Source organism: Vibrio sp. sp1 (assembly GCF_016920955.1).
In the GTDB taxonomy this organism is placed as follows: Bacteria; Pseudomonadota; Gammaproteobacteria; order Enterobacterales; family Vibrionaceae; genus Vibrio; species Vibrio alginolyticus.
On record NZ_CP060590.1, the window covers coordinates 1629743 to 1649374 of the forward strand.

Sequence of the window (19632 nt, forward strand, 5' to 3'; positions counted from 1 at the left end):
GGTTTAACCTAGCAATTCTGAAATGGGTACATTTTCTTCTACAACGACAAGACGTTGGCTACCGGTGGAGAGGCTCGAATGAACACCTCGAACAATATCGACGCTCTTGACCTCTTCCGGCGGGAATGCGAACCGAAGCGTCATATAACCATCGTCATCTTTCATTGCTGAACGAAAGTACGATTTGTGAATCCAATCCTGTTCTATGTTACGAAGCCCAAAGAAATCGTCCGGCTGATCTGTCAAAGGCTCGTGAAGGTAACGTATAGAAGGCAATGCGCCTCTTGGAGCCAACTTAAGCCCCGCGATATTGCTCTCTTTGTGTTCGTTGATGACTCCACTGCCGATGCCTGTCGATGCGGTACCGGAAACTGGAATAATATTCTCGCCCGCATTATTAAAGCTTTGGGATGAGGAGTATATTTGCAACTCTGAAAGAGACTTAGCAATTGAAGCAGGATCACTCTCTAGCTCAGACAGTTCCGTGTTTGTCAAAGCCAACTCGGAGTAATGGATATAACATTCTTGTGCTTTTCCCGCGACTTTGTATGGCACCCAAATATGCGGTAGAGGAACGCCTTGCGCAATACGCAAACCATCTTTGCCAGCTTTATAAGGGCTTAGCACCGTTTTAACAGTGATAGGATCAATATCTAATTCTGGAAAAACAACATCTACTTCCTCATCTACAAAGCGGAATACCCTAGCACCTTGATCAAGGCTTAGATGTCCCGAATACACTTTCTGACCGGATTGATAAATCTCAAATGCTTCTTCGCCAATATAGTAGTCTGGTACAAGGTTGGCCCCATCAATGTTGACATGTCGTGTTTTCATCGAGGATTCAGGATCATTATTTCTGTAGTACTCTAAATCGACATCAGCAAAGTAGCCTTTTGGTGTAACTTCAACCTCTCGCCAAACTTTGTTATTCCAGATTACATAGAAATAACCTTCTGCAACCAACTCATGTCCATTTGGGCCCTCTAGCATAGGTAGTACAGGCACCAACACGTTATCCCACTCATCCATTTGAATTTCTTTATCAACGGGTTGCATATCTTCGGCGAGTTTAAGCAAAATTGGCTGAGGCTGATCAGTGCAAGGGATTTTGATATAGAGCGTTTTGCCCTCAGCTTCGAGATCTTTAAATGTCGCGAGGCTGCGGTGTTTGTTTTCTGTATCAGCCTTGCCTACAGTCACTTTTTCTTTTTGAGCTTCCGTTTTTCCCAACATCAAACATGCCGCGTTGCTAGACCACTGCCCTGCAAACTCGACAACGATTTTTTGATCTAGACTTGGCTCAGAGGGGACATGCGTGTAACTACGAACTAAAGCAACATCGTCGGTAACCTGCTTGTATCCTGCTTTAAAAGCTTTGCTTTCATTCGAAGCAGATACAGAGTCAACGAGTGATTTAAGTCTAGGGAAGCTTTGCAGCTGAGAGTCCGTCAATGGCGACCGACGAGCAACGGTAGATAATGACACCCAATTGCCTTTTCCCAATTCGATTCTTATAGCAGCTAGCAATGCGCTGGTCGTTTTTTTGGCAGAGATGGAAATCTTTTGCGCCAACTCTTTAGGGAGGTTTCTAAGGATGTCATCTGAATTTCGCAAACGCGAAAGCTGCCCTATACACTCGTCCGGTGTAAGAACATAAGATAGCTCGTTGGAGGATAGCTTCGAGCTAGGTATAAATTTGCAAACTAAATGCATTTGAATTCTCCACAACCAACATCGTAAATATGGCTGCGGTGACAATTAAGCTGATAAGGCTTACAAGTACGATTTGGTCTGCGTATCCTACTTACTTAGCCATTTATTTTCAACGAGATAGAAAAATCGCCCGAAATCAAAAACACCAAAAAAATGGTGACTTTTGCTATCAAAACATGCGATTTGACCACAACAAAAGCCAGTAACATCACGCACTCTGTCAAAATGGTAAAATCGTACTATCTAAAAAAATTTAATTTATGGACTGAAGTTAACAAAAATCGTAGTAACGTGCGCTTCAGGTAAGCACGAGGAAATTCAGAAGTTTATGAGGTGCCCTCCTCAGCAACAAACAACAAATTGACTGTTACTGAGGAAGTTTAAATAAAAAGGTGAGCGCATTACGCACTCACAAAAGTAACTGCTCTGAAGCTTGCTAGGATTAAATTTGCTTCATCGCGAGTTAAAGAGGTGAGGTATTACCCATCGACCTCATGCAGAACACTATACTCAGAGTATAGAAACGAGCGTAAATATATAATATTTAAAAAGATTTTCAACGAGACACATTCACCACAGCACCTGCCGAGCGACCATCACAATCACGTCATACACACCTAAAAGCAACATTGGCCTAGTTATTATAGTTATTCAGCCTTGTATTAAGACGATTCATTAATTCGAGTAACTTATCAATAAAGGCAATTATTTTGATAAATATCACAAAAAGTCCCAAAGAAATAAAGCGAGCTAAACGCTCGCTTTATTTATGCCGCATTTTTTAAAGTTTTGTTCTCACTAAAATATCGGTTGTAAACAGCACCTAAGGAGGCTGTACTTGCGAAACGATCATAGTTAAATGTTGCTTGAGCCTCTTCGGCAGAGGCGGAAAGCTTGTTGGTACCATTTACATAAATCGTCACTACCCCCTCCTTCAGTCCTGAAAGATCTAAATCAGTCGTCCATGAGTCTGAAAGCACGGTAGCCATACCTGTGGCTTCTGTACCATCAGCGTCGACTGCTTTAATATCTATGAACTCACCATCTTCAAACCGTTCACTGCTACCACTTACTGTCATGCTTTCCACTCCAGTAACATCGTTGATAACGTCTAGGTGTATTGTCGGTGTAATTGGCATGGAGTAAGCCGTGCTCTGGCTACCGGTATTCCCTGATAAGTCTTGGTAGTCACGAACAAGCAACGCCACATTGAGCTCCGACGTACTTGGTATCACCACATCACCAGTCCAAACACTTGGGTCTGCGGTTGCCATTAATGAAGTGATCGTGGTACCACCTAACTCCGCCGCGGCGGACTGCAGATCTTTATCGAACTCTAGCGTTACCGTCACGCTTTGGCCGATGGCTTGGTGCTCAGGCGTAAACGTCACGTTAGTCAGCGTTGGCAGAGACTGCGCCAGTGTAAAGCTCTGGCTTTCACTCACTTCAATGCCCGCTGAGTTCGTCCCCGTCACCATCACGGTATAAGTGCCATTGGTTTGGTGACTCATATCCATTGCGTCACTGATCCAAGTGCCACCAGCTTGTACCGTTGCACTGCTGCTTTTTAGTACCGTCGCGCTGCCTTGGCCTTTCACTTCAAGACGCAGGGACTGACCATCAAAGCGTGTCGACGTGCCTTCGAATTGTAGCGTGGCGGCATGCGTTTCATCCACATTGCCCACTGGCGTGATGGCTAAGGTCGGCGTGATCGGCATGGAGTAAGCCGTGCTCTGGCTACCGGTGTTTCCTGATAAGTCTTGGTAGTCACGAACTAGTAACGCCACATTGAGCTCTGACGTGCTTGGTACCACCACATCACCAGTCCAAACACTTGGGTCCGCGGTTGCCATTAATGAAGTGATCGTTGTACCACCTAACTCCGCCGCTGCAGACTGCAGATCTTTATCGAATTCTAGCGTTACCGTCACGCTTTGGCCGATGGCTTGGTGCTCAGGCGTAAACGTCACGTTAGTCAGCGTTGGCAGAGACTGCGCTAGTGTAAAGCTCTGGCTTTCACTCACTTCCATGCCCGCTGAGTTCGTCCCCGTCACCATCACGGTATAAGTGCCATTGGTTTGGTGACTCATGTCCATTGCGTCACTGATCCAAGTGCCACCGGCTTGTACTGTTGCACTGCTGCTTTTCAATACCGTCACGCTGCCTTGAGCTTTCACTTCAAGACGCAAGGACTGACCGTCAAAACGTGTCGACGTACCTTCGAATTGTAGCGTGGCGGCTTGCGTTTCATCCACATTACCCACTGGCGTAATAACTAAAGTTGGCGTGATCGGCATGGAGTAAGCCGTGTTCTGGCTACCGGTATTTCCTGATAAGTCTTGGTAGTCACGAACAAGCAACGCCACATTCAGCTCTGACGTGCTTGGTACCACCACATCACCAGTCCAAACACTTGGGTCCGCGGTTGCCACTAATGAAGTGATCGTCGTACCACCTAACTCTGCTGCGGCGGATTGCAGATCTTTATCGAATTCCAGCGTCACCGTCACGCTTTGGCCGATGGCTTGGTGCTCAGGCGTAAACGTCGCGTTAGTCAGCGTTGGCAGAGACTGCGCCAGTGTAAAGCTCTGGCTTTCACTCACTTCAATGCCCGCTGAGTTCGTCCCCGTCACCATCACAGTATAAGTACCATTGGTTTGGTGACTCATGTCCATTGCGTCACTGATCCAAGTGCCACCGGCTTGTACTGTCGCGCTGCCGCTTTTTAGTACCGTCGCGCTGCCTTGGGCTTTCACTTCAAGACGCAGGGACTGACCATCAAAACGAGTTGACGTACCTTCGAATTGTAGCGTGGCGGCATGCGTTTCATCCACATTGCCCACTGGCGTGATGGCTAAGGTCGGCGTGATCGGTAATTCGTGAGCAGTATTATCCTCACCTATGTTGCCAGTCAAATCTTTAAATTGACTAACAACCAAGTCGACACTTAACAGCGCGGTGCTCGGAACTTGTACATCACCAATCCAGACCTTTTTATCTGCCGTTGCTGATAGAGAACTAATGCGATTGCCGCCAAGCGTAGCGGTCGCCTCTTGGAGCTCTTTATCAAACTCAAGCGAGACACTCACGCTTTGCCCCACGCTCTGATGCTCGGGGTTAAATGTCACATTGGTCAGTTTTGGTAAGGTTCCTTCAACCGCGATACTTAAACTGCTTCCTTTTCCAGGAATGGTGTTGGTACTTTGGTAGCTATCATCCTCTACCTGTATTGTTATGTTTTTATCTTGCTTTTCTGGACTGATGTAATTAACCGTCCACGTAATATTGTCTGAAGTCGACCAAGTATCTTGTTTTAACGTTCCTGTTACACCGCTATCACTAGCGACAAGATGGACATCTGAGATATCAAAGTTCGTAACTTCTTCTGTAAAGTTAAACGCAAGCGTAATCTCTTCGCCTCCAAAAAGAGGGGCGCTTGAGGCGGTAGAGATACTTAGCCCGGGAACGGTTGCCGCTTCCACATGCGCGTCAATAGAACTTTCACTCTTGTTATCCACCTTGTCTGTTGCTGCCACCGTGATCGTATGATCGCCTTTCGGTAACAAATAGCTTATGACATAAGGCCCCGCTTCGGTTGTCGGCTCAGTAATCGCTTGAGGAGCTACTGTGCTACCACCACTCACCGCTTTTGACGTGACGAGATTTAAATTTTTATCTGTAATGTATGCACTAATTTCTAGTTGATACTTATCGTTTGTCGGCACCTTAGAGGTTTGATTAGCACTTAAGCCCGAAATACTTGGAGCGTCATAATCAACAATAGATTCGATAACCTTTCCATCATAACTTTTGCCTAGTAATTCAAAGCTTGTATTCTCTCTTCCAACTGAGTCCGTCACCGTCACCTTAAGGGTATATGACCCTTGGTTATCGACGGCAAAGTTCATCATTCCATTACCACTAGATGAGATAACATCACCTGAGTAACGCAAGGAATCACCGAGGCTTGGAATAAGCTCCACAGAATATTGTGAAGCTTTCACTCTTTCTCCTTCCACCGTAGATACCGTAAACGGCTGGCTTGCCTTGGTTAAGAACAGTTTCCCACCCTGCAAACTCGTAATTCCATCGAAATCAACTGTGACTTTAGGAACACTAATATCAATGACTTTTCTGATATCAGAATACAGTCCGACGCTATCTGTCGCTTTGATGTCTACTGTGATTGAACCACGCCCCTCTAACTGAGATTTCGGTAGTTCAAAGTACGTAGATGAACCATTCCCATCCTCTACTCTTTCTTCTTGATAACTCGGGTTTAAAACCGAGTAGTTTACTGTTGCCAGGCTGCTACCAGTGTCCGTTATGTCAAAACGAAAACGAACATTATCAGGATTTGTTGGCGATTCGGTTACGATAATCTCATCGCCAACACTTGGAGGTGTGTTGTCAACTTTAATATCAACGGTCGCTTCACCGACTCTCGACCACACATCCGTTGCGGTAATCGTTGTCCTGATCGTTTTTCCATCCGCATCGCTAGGAAGTTCACTTGTAAATGTTGAACACTTGTAGGTTGGATCATCTGCACACACCTCTAATTGTGCAAACTTCTCCGGATTATCTTTATAGTTGTAGGATTCCGTTCCAAACCTGGCCATCACATTGTCTAGTCTAGAGTTTTCATACAGCTTAATTCTGAATTTGGCGACAAGCTGCTGACCATTAATGGTTGTGTTTCCAACCGGATCAGTAATTTCAACGACTACCGAACCTTTAGGTAATTCAAGCAGTAGATCGTGCTCTGGCGTCAAGTTTCCTGCTAAATCAGATAAGTTCTTGATTTTGTATTCTTGAGTTGTACTCAGGCCATCAATAATATCGGCATAGGATTCAGAATACGTACACTTGATATTTCCAACACCTTTGGCACAAGTCGTTGGTGTATAAGCTTTGTTGCCAAGATTACGAACCAACTTTGGATATTCATCTGAACTTTCGGTATTCACGCCTGATAAAGCATCATTGAAAGAGAGCTCAAATGTGAGCATCTTCTTCTTCAAAGCTTCATCAAACCAAACATCACTTCCTTTAAAACTGTATGAGTTACCATCTACGACTGTCGGTGCATCAATATCCACCATCGAGAAATTGAACTTGTTGATCGTTTCACGCCCATTTGTACCCAAGGTTTTAGTGATCAAAGTAACAGGTGCTTTGGTCATGTTTTGCCCAACATTGACACTACAACTGTAAGGTTCTTGCGATACGTTGATAACACCAGAAGTTGGTTGCTCATTAGTTGGTGGCGCATCCAGAGAGTTGTATTCTTCACGAACCCAACACTCTAACGTTTTGGCTTTGACCGCACTCAATGTAGTAAAGGTGACATCAAGAACACCATCAGATAAGTAATTTTGGAAGTCCAGCGGGCTTTCAACTGTTAGAACCACGCCTTCACGCTGTACGCTAAAGGTTTGGTTTACTTTTCCAACCTTTCGGTCTTTTTCATCAAGGTAACGAACTTTGTTATAAACTTTGATATCAAGTTCATAATTACCATCTTTGGCAATTTGTGTAGAAAGCAACGTTGCAGTCCAAGTGCCATCTGCGGTTTCTGAGAACGTAAAGTTAGTCCCGTTTTGCTCTCCAGAGAATCTATAAGTTGAGTCAATTCGATCAACGCCACTATCATCAACAATATCAAGCGTAAGTACGATATTCCCATCTTGATAGATGGTGTTGTTTGTAATTGGCGTTCCATCCGTGTAACTCATCGCCAGCGTCACCTGCGGGATGGAGTTGTACACTTTGACGGTAAAATCTTGCTCATCACTGGTTAAGGTTGTGTTGCCACGAACATCAGACCCTTTTAAACGAACCTTGTGTGTACCCGTACCTAAATCACCAAGGCTCACTTTGAGATCCTCATTGATTTTTGTACCGGGAGAGCCAGGTAATGGTTCCAGATCGCTAAACGTCCAATACTCTAGGCTTTCTCGATTGACACCATTAATTGAAACATCACCGTTTGCATTTAGGTCTAGCGCCGTTAGGTCAAAGACATAGTTACCTAAGTAGTAGTCATTCGCATTGAAACCACTTAATCCTAATGTTGGTCCATCACGATCAAGAATAACCTTGTGCGTGTTAGAACTAGACTCAAAACCATAAATATCGGTTGCTTTTACATACAATGACGTTGTTTTTTCATCTTCAGAAATGTCTATTTTATCTGTGTCACTCTTGATAAGAGACATGACAAACTCTTTAGATGAATCCGTTGGCACAATTGTCTTAATTGGCGAATCTTTACCACTTTGATACAGCGAGACTTGCTCAAGGTCTGAATCGTCTATTACGGATTTAAATCGCACATTGAACTCACGCCCTATGACATAGTTCTCTTTAGACAATGTGTCTTCAACCCAAGGCGTATTTAGGATGATTTCAGGGCCTTTGTTATCGACTTGGAAGGTAAATTTCCCTGTTGTACTAACATTGGCAGGGTAAGCGTTGTCCGTCGCAGTGACGTAAAATTCATTCCATTCATCGTAATCAAATGCTTTTGAAACCAGTTGGACTTTGACGTCAGGCTGTTCACCAACTAGGTATGGTACGTCACACGCCTCTGTTAGAGGGTCACAGCTTTCTAATGTCAGAGCCTGACCAGATCCGCGGCGCAAATCTATTTTTACGTTATTGCCAGAGCTTAACGTCCCCCAATCAATGACAGGTGCCCATTGGTTATTACCACCTAAACGGCTTTGAACCTGCTCACTTTTTACAATAGGGGCTTCAGAGTCGATACGAATATTGAATCTCGGAGCGGTGCTAGTTAACTCTGAAACGGAGTTACCTAAGTTGTCCTCTGCTGCTGCAACAACTAACCAATCTCCATCACCAGGATAAATCGTAGAGCCTTGATTTGAACAAATCTCGCCCGTACATAGTTTGACTTTAAACGCGTCTTTCGAGTTACTTGCAAAGTTTTCTGGTGTGTATGTTACTTTTTCACCGGTTTGCTGGTAGAAAACAAGGCCCCTCGAGGCAAGCTTATCACCAACAATATCCTCAACCTTGAAGGTTAATTCATGAGTATTGTTCGCATTTAAATAAATACCGTTTTCTACAGGTTTACCATCGACATCATTCGGTGGAAGATAACTGGCCTTAGGGAAATCGTTATCAATAAACACCGATTCTATAAACGGAGATTTACCATTATAACCATACGCATTGCCATGTGGGTCCATAGCACTGGTCTCCACGGCAAACTCTATAATGTCTTTTAGTTCACTAGACTGGGAGTTGAGGGTGAAGAAGTACTCTTTTCGATAAGCATTGCTGCTGCCTGAGTTTTCTACGATGTTGATGTCCAGTGGTATTTCAATATTTGGCTCATTAGCTTGATACCACATCGTGCTAAACTTCGGGCCGTAAGCGTCGGTTCCTACAATACCAGAAGGATCGTCTAGGACAATTTTAGAAACAACCTCGCCAGCGATATAAAGCCTATTACCAACCATCGTCTCTCTACCGCTTTCAATGGTTAATTTTGGCTGCGGAGGCAAGGTATCGATACTGCTACCCTCTGTATCAAAAATGTTCTTACCATTTAAGTCAGGATTAGCCATCGAAATATCATCAGCATAGAGCTGCGCGATATTGGTCTCAATACCGTATTTGCTCGCCATGATTTCATAATACGATTGCGCCAGGTCTTTTCGGTAAGTTTCAGCGCCAAACGTGTAAGAATCGAGCGTAACTTGACTTCCTCCTGCCCCTATACCATTTGCTTTTCCATCGTAGCTAAAATCATCGTAAATAGCAGATGCAAAATCTAATGAGTTATTTCTTGGCATTCTCTCGGCAATACTATCAATTGCTTCAACAAGGAATCGGTGTAGATAGTCATTTGATGGCTTGTCTGGAATCGCTTTAGTCGTAAGCATTTCATTGGTTGCATAAGACACAACCGTTGGGTCAAACCCAAAGAATGAGTTGTTATTCGTACCTGATAACGCGTAGCGCACCTCATCAAGAATTTGAATCGCACGTTCTGAAGTTTTCTCTCCCGCTGTCACTTGATCCCACTGGAAATCAAACAAACCAGTCTGATATGTCGATAGTTCAGTAATATAGTAAGTTTGAGAACCTTTGAGCTTAAAATACACACCAATATTGGCCTTGTTTAAGTCAACCGTTACTTTCTTGGTCCCTGGATCTCTTTTCCATTGGTAATAGTATGGCTCACTGCCTTCGATACCAATTAAACGAACACGCATGAAATCATAATTCACTACGTCAGTTGTGGTTTCACAGCTCGCTACGTCAAGAGCCATAGACTGGTCACTTTCCAGTTGCTGGATAGTGGTACAACTTGCAAGTGAAGTGAATTCACCACTTGGGCTCAACCCTTCAAGTTGAGCTCGCGCACCAATAAATGGTGTCACCACTTTTATGGTTGGTAGGTCAAAGCTACTTCTAAAATATACTTCTCTTGGAGTGCTTTCGTTATCAGACTCATCGACGGTTTGAATGACTAACTTTTGACTACTGTTTTCTGATACCGATTTAAAGCTGTCACCCAAAATATCTCTTACAAAAGGAATGTAATAAATGACATCCTCTACTCGCCCATTGCTATCTAACAGTGTTTCGTGCGGAATTTTTGCGATGTAATCGTCATCTGATGCGGTTGTATCAATAACTTGCTGAAGTGAGTAATTATTATCGTTGTTTTGGCTTACGTAGTACTTGACGACAAGCTTAACCTTATTAGCGTTAGAGCCTAAAACCGTATCGGTATTTACGTCTGAAACTTTCACACGAACATAAGGGATTTTATTCTCTTTCAATAAATTAGCGTTGAAGTTACTAAAATCTATCCCTTTTAATGAGCTCTGAATCCCTAAACTTGCGTACGCATAATCAATCTTCAGGAAATCGCGGCTTGCTTGAACATTGTCTGGGGTGTACGTATCTTGAGAGTAGATACCATCGTAAGTGGTTCGTTCACCATCTAAACCCACATTTACGTACGTCATTGACGTACCTTCAGGATAGGTTATCGTCTGTGCTGGCGCTTGATCGTCACGACTTACTGCATGCTGCGCAGAGCCCGTATTGCCTTTGCTATCCCTCGCTCGAACCTCAAAGACCGTCGTAGATAGGAATTCATCAGTTGGGTAAGCCTTACTAAACTCACAAGCATTTCCAGACTCTACAGTGACAGGAGAACATGTGACGCCCTCATGTAAGCCATCTTTAAATGAAATACTGACCGAACTAATCTCTTGCGAGCTTTCTTTTACAACGCCTTTCAGAACGTATTCTTTAAGTTGGTTATTAATTGCACTCGCCGATGTAATATCGATAACAGGCGCATCGTTATCCCATTCAAAGTTGATATGAAGACCCGAATGGCTGCCTGGAATTAACTCATTACCCAGTACATCCGCTGTATACAAGACTAACCGTGCTGCTGTTACGTTTGAGAGCCCTGTGGCAGGGTTCATATCCACACTATCGATCTCTTTGGTATTAATGTTAACTTTTACGTTGGTCTCTCGAAGGCCAACTTCAAAATCATCAAATTCAACCGAACAGAATGTGCTTCCAAAATCTTGTATGTCGTTACATTGAAATTCACCAGACCAAGAGCCATTAATCTGATACTGAATAAAGGCGGATACGTCTTCTACACCGATATCATCAACAATTTTTAGGTCAACTTTATCGGTGCCTGCAAGTACATCACGGTCAATGCGTGTCACGATAGGCGCTGTGGTATCAATCTCCGTCCCATCTCGCGGTGGAATGACGCCATCTGTACTGCCATATGTACCTAAGTCATTAAGCTTCTTACTAAAGTCGACATAGTCGGCAGCATCAGTACCTGAAATATTGATACTTGGGTCGTTTACCACGATCAAAACGTGCTGAGATAAGTCACGTGTGTAAACGTCGCTGTTTATCTTTTTCTGTCCAAAGCTGAGGGGAGTCACTGCTCCTGAAGTCTGGCTCACTTCAAGACCATCAAGAACACCATCTGCAATAACATCCCGATATTGGATGTCAGCGAAATGCATTGAAGTGTAGACGTTATCGCTGTTGCCGTATTTTTTTATAAGATCGTAAGAGTAAGACGAGTATGCTGTTAATAAAGCGCCGTATTGATGCCCAGTACTAGCAAAACTGCTTTGCCCACCTTTGGTAATATCAATAGGTTTGGTCTCATTTACGTCAAAACCATACATGCTATTGATACTATCCAAAGCAGTTGAAAAGGCACTCTCATCTGTGGCCCCCTGGGAAATTTTGTACTTTGCCAAGCCTGCTGCCAAGTTCGACAGCGGAGTAAGCATTAACTTTTGCTCACTCCCCTCTTTAAAGTTCACAACACCTTCAAATTTAAGTGTCTTCGCATTACTCACAGATACCGTTTCATTTGTAAACGGATCGGTATAACTCCCCTCTTTTGCAACAACAAAAAGAGGCATTGACGAAGATTCAAACTCTAGCAGATAGTTTCCGAAGGCATCAGACGTTGTGTTAGCCAACTTCCGACCTAAGTTTCCATTTTTGAACTCGAAAACCTCAATCTTGGCGCCATTGACTGGGGCGTCAAACACCATACCGGAAATGCTTCCTTTGCTTCTAGCTGGAGGTGTGTTGTCTCCTCCATCACCACCACCACATGCACTCAATAAAAGAGATGTAAGCGTAAGACCTAATGTTAATTTCAGCGTATTTTTAGCGAACATAGTAATTTGGCAAAATATATTTTCCCGAGATTATATTATTGAAAAATATTTTCTCAACGTGACATTAACACCAACAAAATAGGCATAAACACCAAGCCAACCGTCACTTTGACTGAATTATTAAAATTATTTTCACATCCTATAATCATTAACTTAGTTAAAACAGAGGAATTACTCATGCTTTAATGCTAGTTTTTATTTAAAATATTATACTCTACGCACAACTGTCAGTATTGATAAATCAACAAAACTAATGACTATTTTAATAATAAAAAGGAGTGTGCAAGCTCCTACCGTAGCCCTTATCACTACTGCGTTAATCATATTGATTAGCGTATCGCTTTCTCACTACTTCCTCACTCCTGTGGATAGGCTACCTACCATCAAGCCTTTAGAATTCGAAAGTGAGAATGTGCAGCCACCAATTAATAAGAATACTCGTAGGCAAAAAATCACTATCGGTGTTGTTGAATACTCTTTTGTCGCTTCATTATTAAAATCAGGAGTGAATCAAAAAGAGATCAACTTGCTATTAGCACTTATCAAAAGCAAGTTTAATATTATTGACTCTATTAAAAGAGGTGATAACTTTATCTTAAGAACTAAATTAAATAGTAAAAATGAAACTTACATTAGTTCTTTTTACTATTTAGGCAGTAAAACTGATTTATTTATTATCAATGATGGTCACGGTAACGTATTTGATGAGCATGGTGTGTCGATAAATAATCAGTTCATGTTTTCTTCACCCTTTGATAAAAACTACAGAGTGAGCTCTGACTATGACTTAAAGCGAACACATCCAGTGACCAATATAACGACTCCGCACTTAGGCACTGATTATGCCACACCTGTAGGTACACCGATTCGTAGTATTGCCGATGGCATCGTTTTAAAGTCCCGCTACAACCGTTTTGCCGGCAACTACATTAATATCCGCCACACAAATGGCTCTGTATCACGCTACCTACACTTATCTCAGCGCAACGTCCATGTTGGTGAGAAGATCAGCCGAGGACAAGTGATAGGGAAAACGGGTAACACAGGAAGAACAACAGGGCCGCATTTACATCTTGAACTGCACATCAATGGTGTTCCGGTTGATTACGAGCGATACATTCAAAGGCACCCAAACACTGACGTAAATATAGAAATGCTGATTGCAGCGAGAAAAGAAAAAGCAGAGTTAACAGCGGAATGGCAACGGTATGAGCAGTCAAATAGGTAACAACAGCCACTTCGATTCGCTCTTTCTTCATTTATCTGAAGCGAGTCCTCGTAACCCTCTGAGCGCTTCGTAGTCTGTCGCCACTAACCAATTTCATGATCAAAAAGAGCCGCTACATGCGGCTCTTAATGATTCTAATCTTTATTTACATACCCATGAATTGATACTTTGTGACATCACGTTTCAAACTCAGAAATTCAACAATAAACGTTATTACATAAAAGAAACTCATAACTAGTATTACTAAGTAGTCACAGAAAAAATCAATTGGTAACTACGAGACAATAAAAATGAAACGGCTTACTAGTATACTAGTAGTCGAACACATCTAGTAGATCGAGATCGAATTCGACACCACGCAGGTCATGTTCATTACACAAGTTCTTTAGCTTATCATCGCAATACAGCAAGTTACACCCTTGCATCAACGACTTAAAAACATACTTATCTGCAACGCTCAACTCGATGAACTTAAGCGACGTCAAGCCAACCGGATGCTCATCAATATATTCGTGTTTCGTATTTTCCTGGTCTTCTTCTCCAAAGCTCATGACATTGAAAACCTGAAACTTCTCACCATCAATCACTATAGGTAAAAACTCACCATCTGTTTCAATGTATGGTTTAAGCACTTCAGCCGCTCGCAGCGTCAGCACTAAACACGTTCCCCAAACAGATATGTCAGGGGTTTTTACCGATGTCTTGTAGTGAGCCGTAAATTGAACACTCTCTTCTACCCAAACATCAGACAAGCCCTCTGCTCTTACTGGCTCATTGAAAAGCCTATTCAACAGATCATCATCGCCCGCATCTATGGCCCTCTGATACGGATCATGCTCAAGAACTTTAAAGTAACGATTGAGGTTTCTTACCTGATATATACTCATTAAGCTAGTTTCCAAACTGGTTCTTTCTTCACAAGAATTTGAAGATAATGACAAATATTATCTTCATGATACTTAATTCTAGTCCCAAAAACGCGTTTACAGTTTCAAATTTCGACTAATATTCCAACCTATCTCTAAAAACCGTTGCATGTATACACGAATACATCGCCGCTAAGAAAACTGAGACAAAAAGAGCGCTACTTACGGCTCATAATGATTCGAACCTCCTATCGAAACAACCATAAAGTGATATCTACGATTTCTTTCACTTCAATAGCTTACTCAAAAAGCAACCATTTGTTGATATCACTTAAAGGAACCATAAGTTGATATTTTTGTGAACCCGACAGTTTACTAAAAAACCATAGGTAAGAAAGTTACCTTCAGTATTACTGTACAACCACTTCATGTAAAGATTTCTCTGCGGGAAAAGGAATATAGCTAACCCAGCCGTATTGATATTTAGCTTCACTTGCTTCTGCACCGACCAATAGGTTTCTCAGTATTTATCCGTTGGACGTCAGACGCAAAGCTGGAGGCCAATCTAACTATCAGCCAGCATGCGAACAATTACTTGAGACTCAGGATCTTTAAGAATATGCGCTTGGGATAACGCCAGTTCTTTAAGTACGTTCAACCCGACCTCGACTAAATATTGGTAAGAGATACCAACCATGATATACATACGACGTTTGTTGCTATGACTAAAATTACAAACAGTTGAGCTCCAAATAACACTGTTCTAACTAGAAATGTAAAGGCCATCTGCCGTCTAAAACACGGGAGTGAATAAACCAATATCAACCAAGCTACCTGAGCAGCTTCCGAATTCAACAAACCCACCTTTTTTGTTCGGCTTCAGAAATAAAATCATGATACCTGCGGCAGTGTTGCTCAGGGTGCCTTTCAGAGCTAAACCAATCGCTAAACCCGCTGCACCCACTAAAGCTATCAAACTGGCAACATCTACAAGTGCGACTAAACAAACCGCATAAGAAGCCACTTGAGACAGCGAGCGATAATTTCATCTCCACCACTGACTTTGTCTGTCTTTTTGAATATCCCGAGGTTGACGAGCTTGGATACCACATAAGCCAAGATAAAATTGTCAAGAGCGTATTTTGCAAGATCAGCACAACGAGTGCCTAACGCGTATCATAAAAAACCGTAATGTGTTCCATCTTACTGCGTGACTCAATAAGTTCACTGTTCAATATTTATGTATTAAAGCGCTCCATAGATTAGATAACTGTTGTATCCCAAATAACACACCAACAGAACAACGCCCTCACTGCGAGAAATTGTCTGTGATTTGCCAAAACGAGCAGCGGTCAACAGCAGTAATCCCGTGACAAAAAGCATCGATGTCCAGTCACGCCAGAAGACTTCAGCACCAATATTGGCAATAGGTGCAATGGTGCACGCAATACCGATGACTGCTAAGGAGTTAAACATATTTGAGCCTACCACATTACCCACAGCTATATCATGCTCGCCTTTACGAGCCGCCACTATAGATGCCGCTAATTCGGGTAACGACGTTCCTAAAGCCACAATAGTTAGGCCAATCAATAAATCGCTGACACCGAGTTGTTGTGCGATTTCCACAGCTCCTCACACCAAAATGCGCGAGCTGATAATCAGTAACACTAACCCTGTAAACAGCCAGAAAATGGAAGACTTCTGTGACATACGTTGGCTAGACAGTTCGTAGCCCATCTCTTGCTCTAAGTAGTCTCCCTTTGAGCGTAGTGCGCTCCAGATTGACCAACCAATCAAAAGCATGAATCCACCAATCAAAGTCCAGGCTTCTAACGTGCTGATATGGTGATTCCATAGCATTGCACCAACGTCAAGCGTAATGACTAAAAGTATGGAAAAAGTCCCTTACGAGAGTATTCAGTATCAATGGATCAGAACAAATTCATTGCACCGTAAACACTAAACTCAATTTGAACTGGTAATACCACGTGTTTCGAATCAATCTTAAATACTTTGTTAAATAGCTAGGCGAAACCTATAAACCTATATCTCGATTCATTTTCTCTCCTCTGCCAAATTTATTTGATTCTGTTTTAGCTAACTCTTCATATTCTTCACATCGGTAGTCCAGACGAGTGCTTTTAGAACCAAACGGGTCTTTGTTTCGTAATTCGGTCAGAGCACCAAACAGCCTGAAGTTGAGCAATTCTCATACTGCACACTGAGTTTCAGACATACCAAACCCTGTAAGTTTGTTCAACTCTTTAATCATGGCGTAAGTTTCATCAACCTGAACATTGTAGTTTCTCAGGCTTAACCGCTCAACTAACAACTTCTTCACTCGATACATTGCTGTCTCTGATAGTGAGCGTTTATGGTAGCCGTATCGTTTTTTTCCACTTACACTTGGATACGTATGACATCGTGACAATCCCCTGTGTCATAAGCGCCATCACCTAATATCGCTATGATTTTACGACTTGTTTGCTTGAGCAAGTAAGGGAGGACTTCTGCATAGGTAACATTAGATAAAATCAGTTCTGCCGCAACGATTTCGTAAGTGCTGGTATCGATAGCTCAATGCCATTTTCTCCAGACTCTACACTTCCCGCCAGTTACATGCTTCTTGACCTTCCGTTTACCTTCACCATAGACCTTGAGACCTGCCGCATCGAGGGCTAGATGATATATTACACCTCTAGTCTTTGGTTTAAATAAAACCTCGACTTGCTTAGCTCTTCGACTGATACAACTGTAATGTGGACAGGCTATAGGGACGTTAGCCAATGAAAAAAACAGAATCGATAAACCCTTGCAATGTTCTCAACGGTATTGAGAAAACTCGTTTCACTATAAGCACAGTGATAATGGCTAAGCCGCTGATCTAAAAAGGTTTACCACGTTTACCTTGCTTATTCTGCTTCCACTTGCGAATGGCTTCTTCATCAATCCAGAAAGTGAGAGAACCACGGTTGATTAGAGATGTCATCCATGGCCAAACTGGTTTCAAGATCGTACTACTCTGAGGTAGTGCTCGATAGTCCAAATTGGAGCCAGTTTACCGACTTAGTCGACCAAATATATAGTAAATTTAACGAAGAAAGTGCTAACTAAAAGATAGCTATTCATTCTTGTTTTGCAATAAAGCAATTGGATGAAGCAAGGCATCCTTAGTACTGACATCCAACACTTTTACTTTTCGAAAACGTTCCGGTTCTTTGATCGCGACATCATGAGCAAATATCACAAACTTCGCTTTCTCGATGTCTTTCTCGGTAATTCGATTGATGACGCCATTCGCCCCTTGAGTTTCGACTTTAATCTTAATGCCGAGTGCACAAGCCGCTTTTTCCAATGACTTCGCCGCTAAGAACGTATGTGCCACACCTGATGGACAAGATGTAACCGCCAAAACATCTGCCTCACCTTCGCCTTGAACGGAACCATATACTTGAGAATGACCAGTGTAGCTTTCATCTTCGGTGACGGTTTTCTTTAGTGCAATCACGATCAATGCAGTGGTAACTGAGCCCGTAATCGTGCCGATGATGTAACCAATTTTTCCATCCACGACAGGGAGAACAATCCAACCGCCCCAAGGGGCATGGTTCATTACGTGGAACATAAAGCCAATCACGTTACCAACAATGCCACCAGCAACAATCGCAGGCAGGACGCGAGCTGGGTCGCCCGCCGCAAACGGAATCGCTCCTTCGCTGATACCAATTATGCCCATGATGCCCGCTGCTTTACCAGCTTCACGTTCATCACGTTTAAATTTACTTGGCGATAGGAAAGTCGCTAACGCCATGCCCAGCGGCGGAGTACAGATCGCAATACCGACACCACCCATTAGCCACGGTTGAGTATTTACTTGTGTCTGAGCAAACAAAGTCGCCACTTTGTTGATAGGACCGCCCATATCAAACGCGGTCATTGCACCTAGTACGGTACCCAACATCACTTTGCCCGAGCCCGCCATCCCCGTCAGCACATCATTCATGGTCGTCATTGCGCTGGCGATAGGCGCACCAATCACCCACATCACTGCGCCGCAGGTAACAAACGTACCAACCAGTGGGTAGATAAAGATCGAGCCGAGCGAACTCATGCTGTCCGGCAGTTGAATTTTCTTCAGCAACCAAACCACAAAGCCGGCGAAAAAGCCGACCACAATTGCACCTAAAAAACCCGTATTGTAATGACTGACCGCAATCCAAGACCCAATCATACCCGGCGCAAGGCCCGGCTTGTCGGCAATGGAATAAGCAATGTAACCGCCAAGAACGGCAGTAAACAATGTCAGGCCAGCAATCCCCATTTGGGCAATATCGGCCAGAATGCCCTCCTGTGGTACACCACCGTGTCCAGAGATCATCACCGACAACGACAACAACACACCACCCGCAACAATAAACGGGATCATGTGGGATGTGCCAAACAGCAGGTGCTCTTTAATGCGGCCAAGTTTTTGCGCCCAAGGGCTCAGGGGGTCTGATGCAAATTCTAAAGAAGTCGGGAGAAATTCATTGGATTGGGTTTGAATATCAGTCAGCATCTCAAGCGCTTCTTCTCGCGATTGAGCCAGCTTGAGCTTTTCAACAAAGCCGTCTTCGATAAGTTTGGTGGAAATTTGTGCCAATACTTCAATGTGATGATGATCATCACCATCTGGAGACGCCAGCATGAAAAACACATCGGACAGCTCGCCATCTTCGGCGCCATAATCAATCCCATTACGGCTGATCCCGACCGCGACAGCTGGTTGCGCTACAGCATCACTTTTGGCATGAGGGATCGCAATACCATCATCAAATCCTGTGTTACCGATCTCTTCTCGTTTCCAGATATCTGCCAAGAACTGGCTTTGACTGTTGAGCTTGCCAGCGGCCTCTAGCATATCGACCAGCTCTTTGAGCGCTTCATCTTTGGTTTGAGCTTTTAGATCTAAACATATCGTTTCCAGCTCAATTAGGTTTGTGATGTCCATTGCTTTACCTTCCAATATTCACGCTCGAATATATACCCAAGTGAGTTTGAGATACAGGATCCCCTGGCTCGTATGCGTTCCTACTCATTTTATTTGGGC

Annotated in this window: 5 protein-coding genes and 3 pseudogenes; 1 reads left to right on the forward strand and 7 read right to left on the reverse strand. The window is 43.2% G+C overall.

Annotation, left to right across the window (positions count from 1 at the left end; genetic code table 11):
• Positions 1-3 precede the first annotated feature (3 nt).
• Complete coding sequence (locus tag H9L11_RS22615; protein ID WP_033906401.1) at positions 4-1716, reverse strand: hypothetical protein; 1713 nt, start codon at positions 1714-1716, stop codon at positions 4-6.
• A 767-nt stretch (positions 1717-2483) separates the two neighbouring features.
• Entirely contained in the window at positions 2484-12446 is a 9963-nt protein-coding gene (locus tag H9L11_RS22620; RefSeq protein WP_240199938.1) for a tandem large repeat, read from the reverse strand.
• 253 nt (positions 12447-12699) lie between these two features.
• Here H9L11_RS22620 and H9L11_RS22625 point away from each other — a divergent pair, with 253 nt between their 5' ends.
• Positions 12700-13674 carry a peptidoglycan DD-metalloendopeptidase family protein gene (locus tag H9L11_RS22625; RefSeq protein ID WP_115386557.1) on the forward strand — a complete coding sequence of 325 codons (975 nt, stop codon included), beginning with the start codon at positions 12700-12702 and terminating at the stop codon, positions 13672-13674.
• A gap of 311 nt (positions 13675-13985) precedes the next feature.
• Here the strand turns inward: H9L11_RS22625 and H9L11_RS22630 are convergent, their stop codons facing one another.
• The 5 genes and pseudogenes from H9L11_RS22630 to H9L11_RS22650 all read right to left on the reverse strand — a co-directional run bounded on the left by H9L11_RS22630 (position 13986) and on the right by H9L11_RS22650 (position 19533).
• On the reverse strand, positions 13986-14561 hold the full coding sequence (locus H9L11_RS22630) for a hypothetical protein (RefSeq protein ID WP_033906398.1): 576 nt from the start codon (positions 14559-14561) through the stop codon (positions 13986-13988).
• Between the two features lie 310 nt (positions 14562-14871).
• Positions 14872-15697: pseudogene (locus H9L11_RS22635) on the reverse strand (mechanosensitive ion channel domain-containing protein).
• Positions 15698-15785: 88 nt separating this feature from the next.
• Positions 15786-16436, reverse strand: a pseudogene (locus tag H9L11_RS23685) (sodium:calcium antiporter); the annotation flags it as partial.
• Between the two features lie 316 nt (positions 16437-16752).
• Positions 16753-17532: pseudogene (locus H9L11_RS23660) on the reverse strand (IS5 family transposase).
• 132 nt (positions 17533-17664) lie between these two features.
• Entirely contained in the window at positions 17665-19533 is a 1869-nt protein-coding gene (locus H9L11_RS22650) for a fructose-specific PTS transporter subunit EIIC (RefSeq protein ID WP_033906397.1), read from the reverse strand.
• Positions 19534-19632 lie beyond the last annotated feature (99 nt).

Bases quoted from the DNA above. Each gene is read 5' to 3' on its own strand.
- H9L11_RS22650 (WP_033906397.1), bottom strand. From the start codon at position 19,533: ATGGACATCACAAACCTAATTGAGCTGGAAACGATATGTTTAGATCTA.
- H9L11_RS22625 (WP_115386557.1), top strand. From the start codon at position 12,700: ATGACTATTTTAATAATAAAAAGGAGTGTGCAAGCTCCTACCGTAGCC.
- H9L11_RS22615 (WP_033906401.1), bottom strand. From the start codon at position 1,716: ATGCATTTAGTTTGCAAATTTATACCTAGCTCGAAGCTATCCTCCAAC.
- H9L11_RS22630 (WP_033906398.1), bottom strand. From the start codon at position 14,561: ATGAGTATATATCAGGTAAGAAACCTCAATCGTTACTTTAAAGTTCTT.
- H9L11_RS22620 (WP_240199938.1), bottom strand. From the start codon at position 12,446: ATGTTCGCTAAAAATACGCTGAAATTAACATTAGGTCTTACGCTTACA.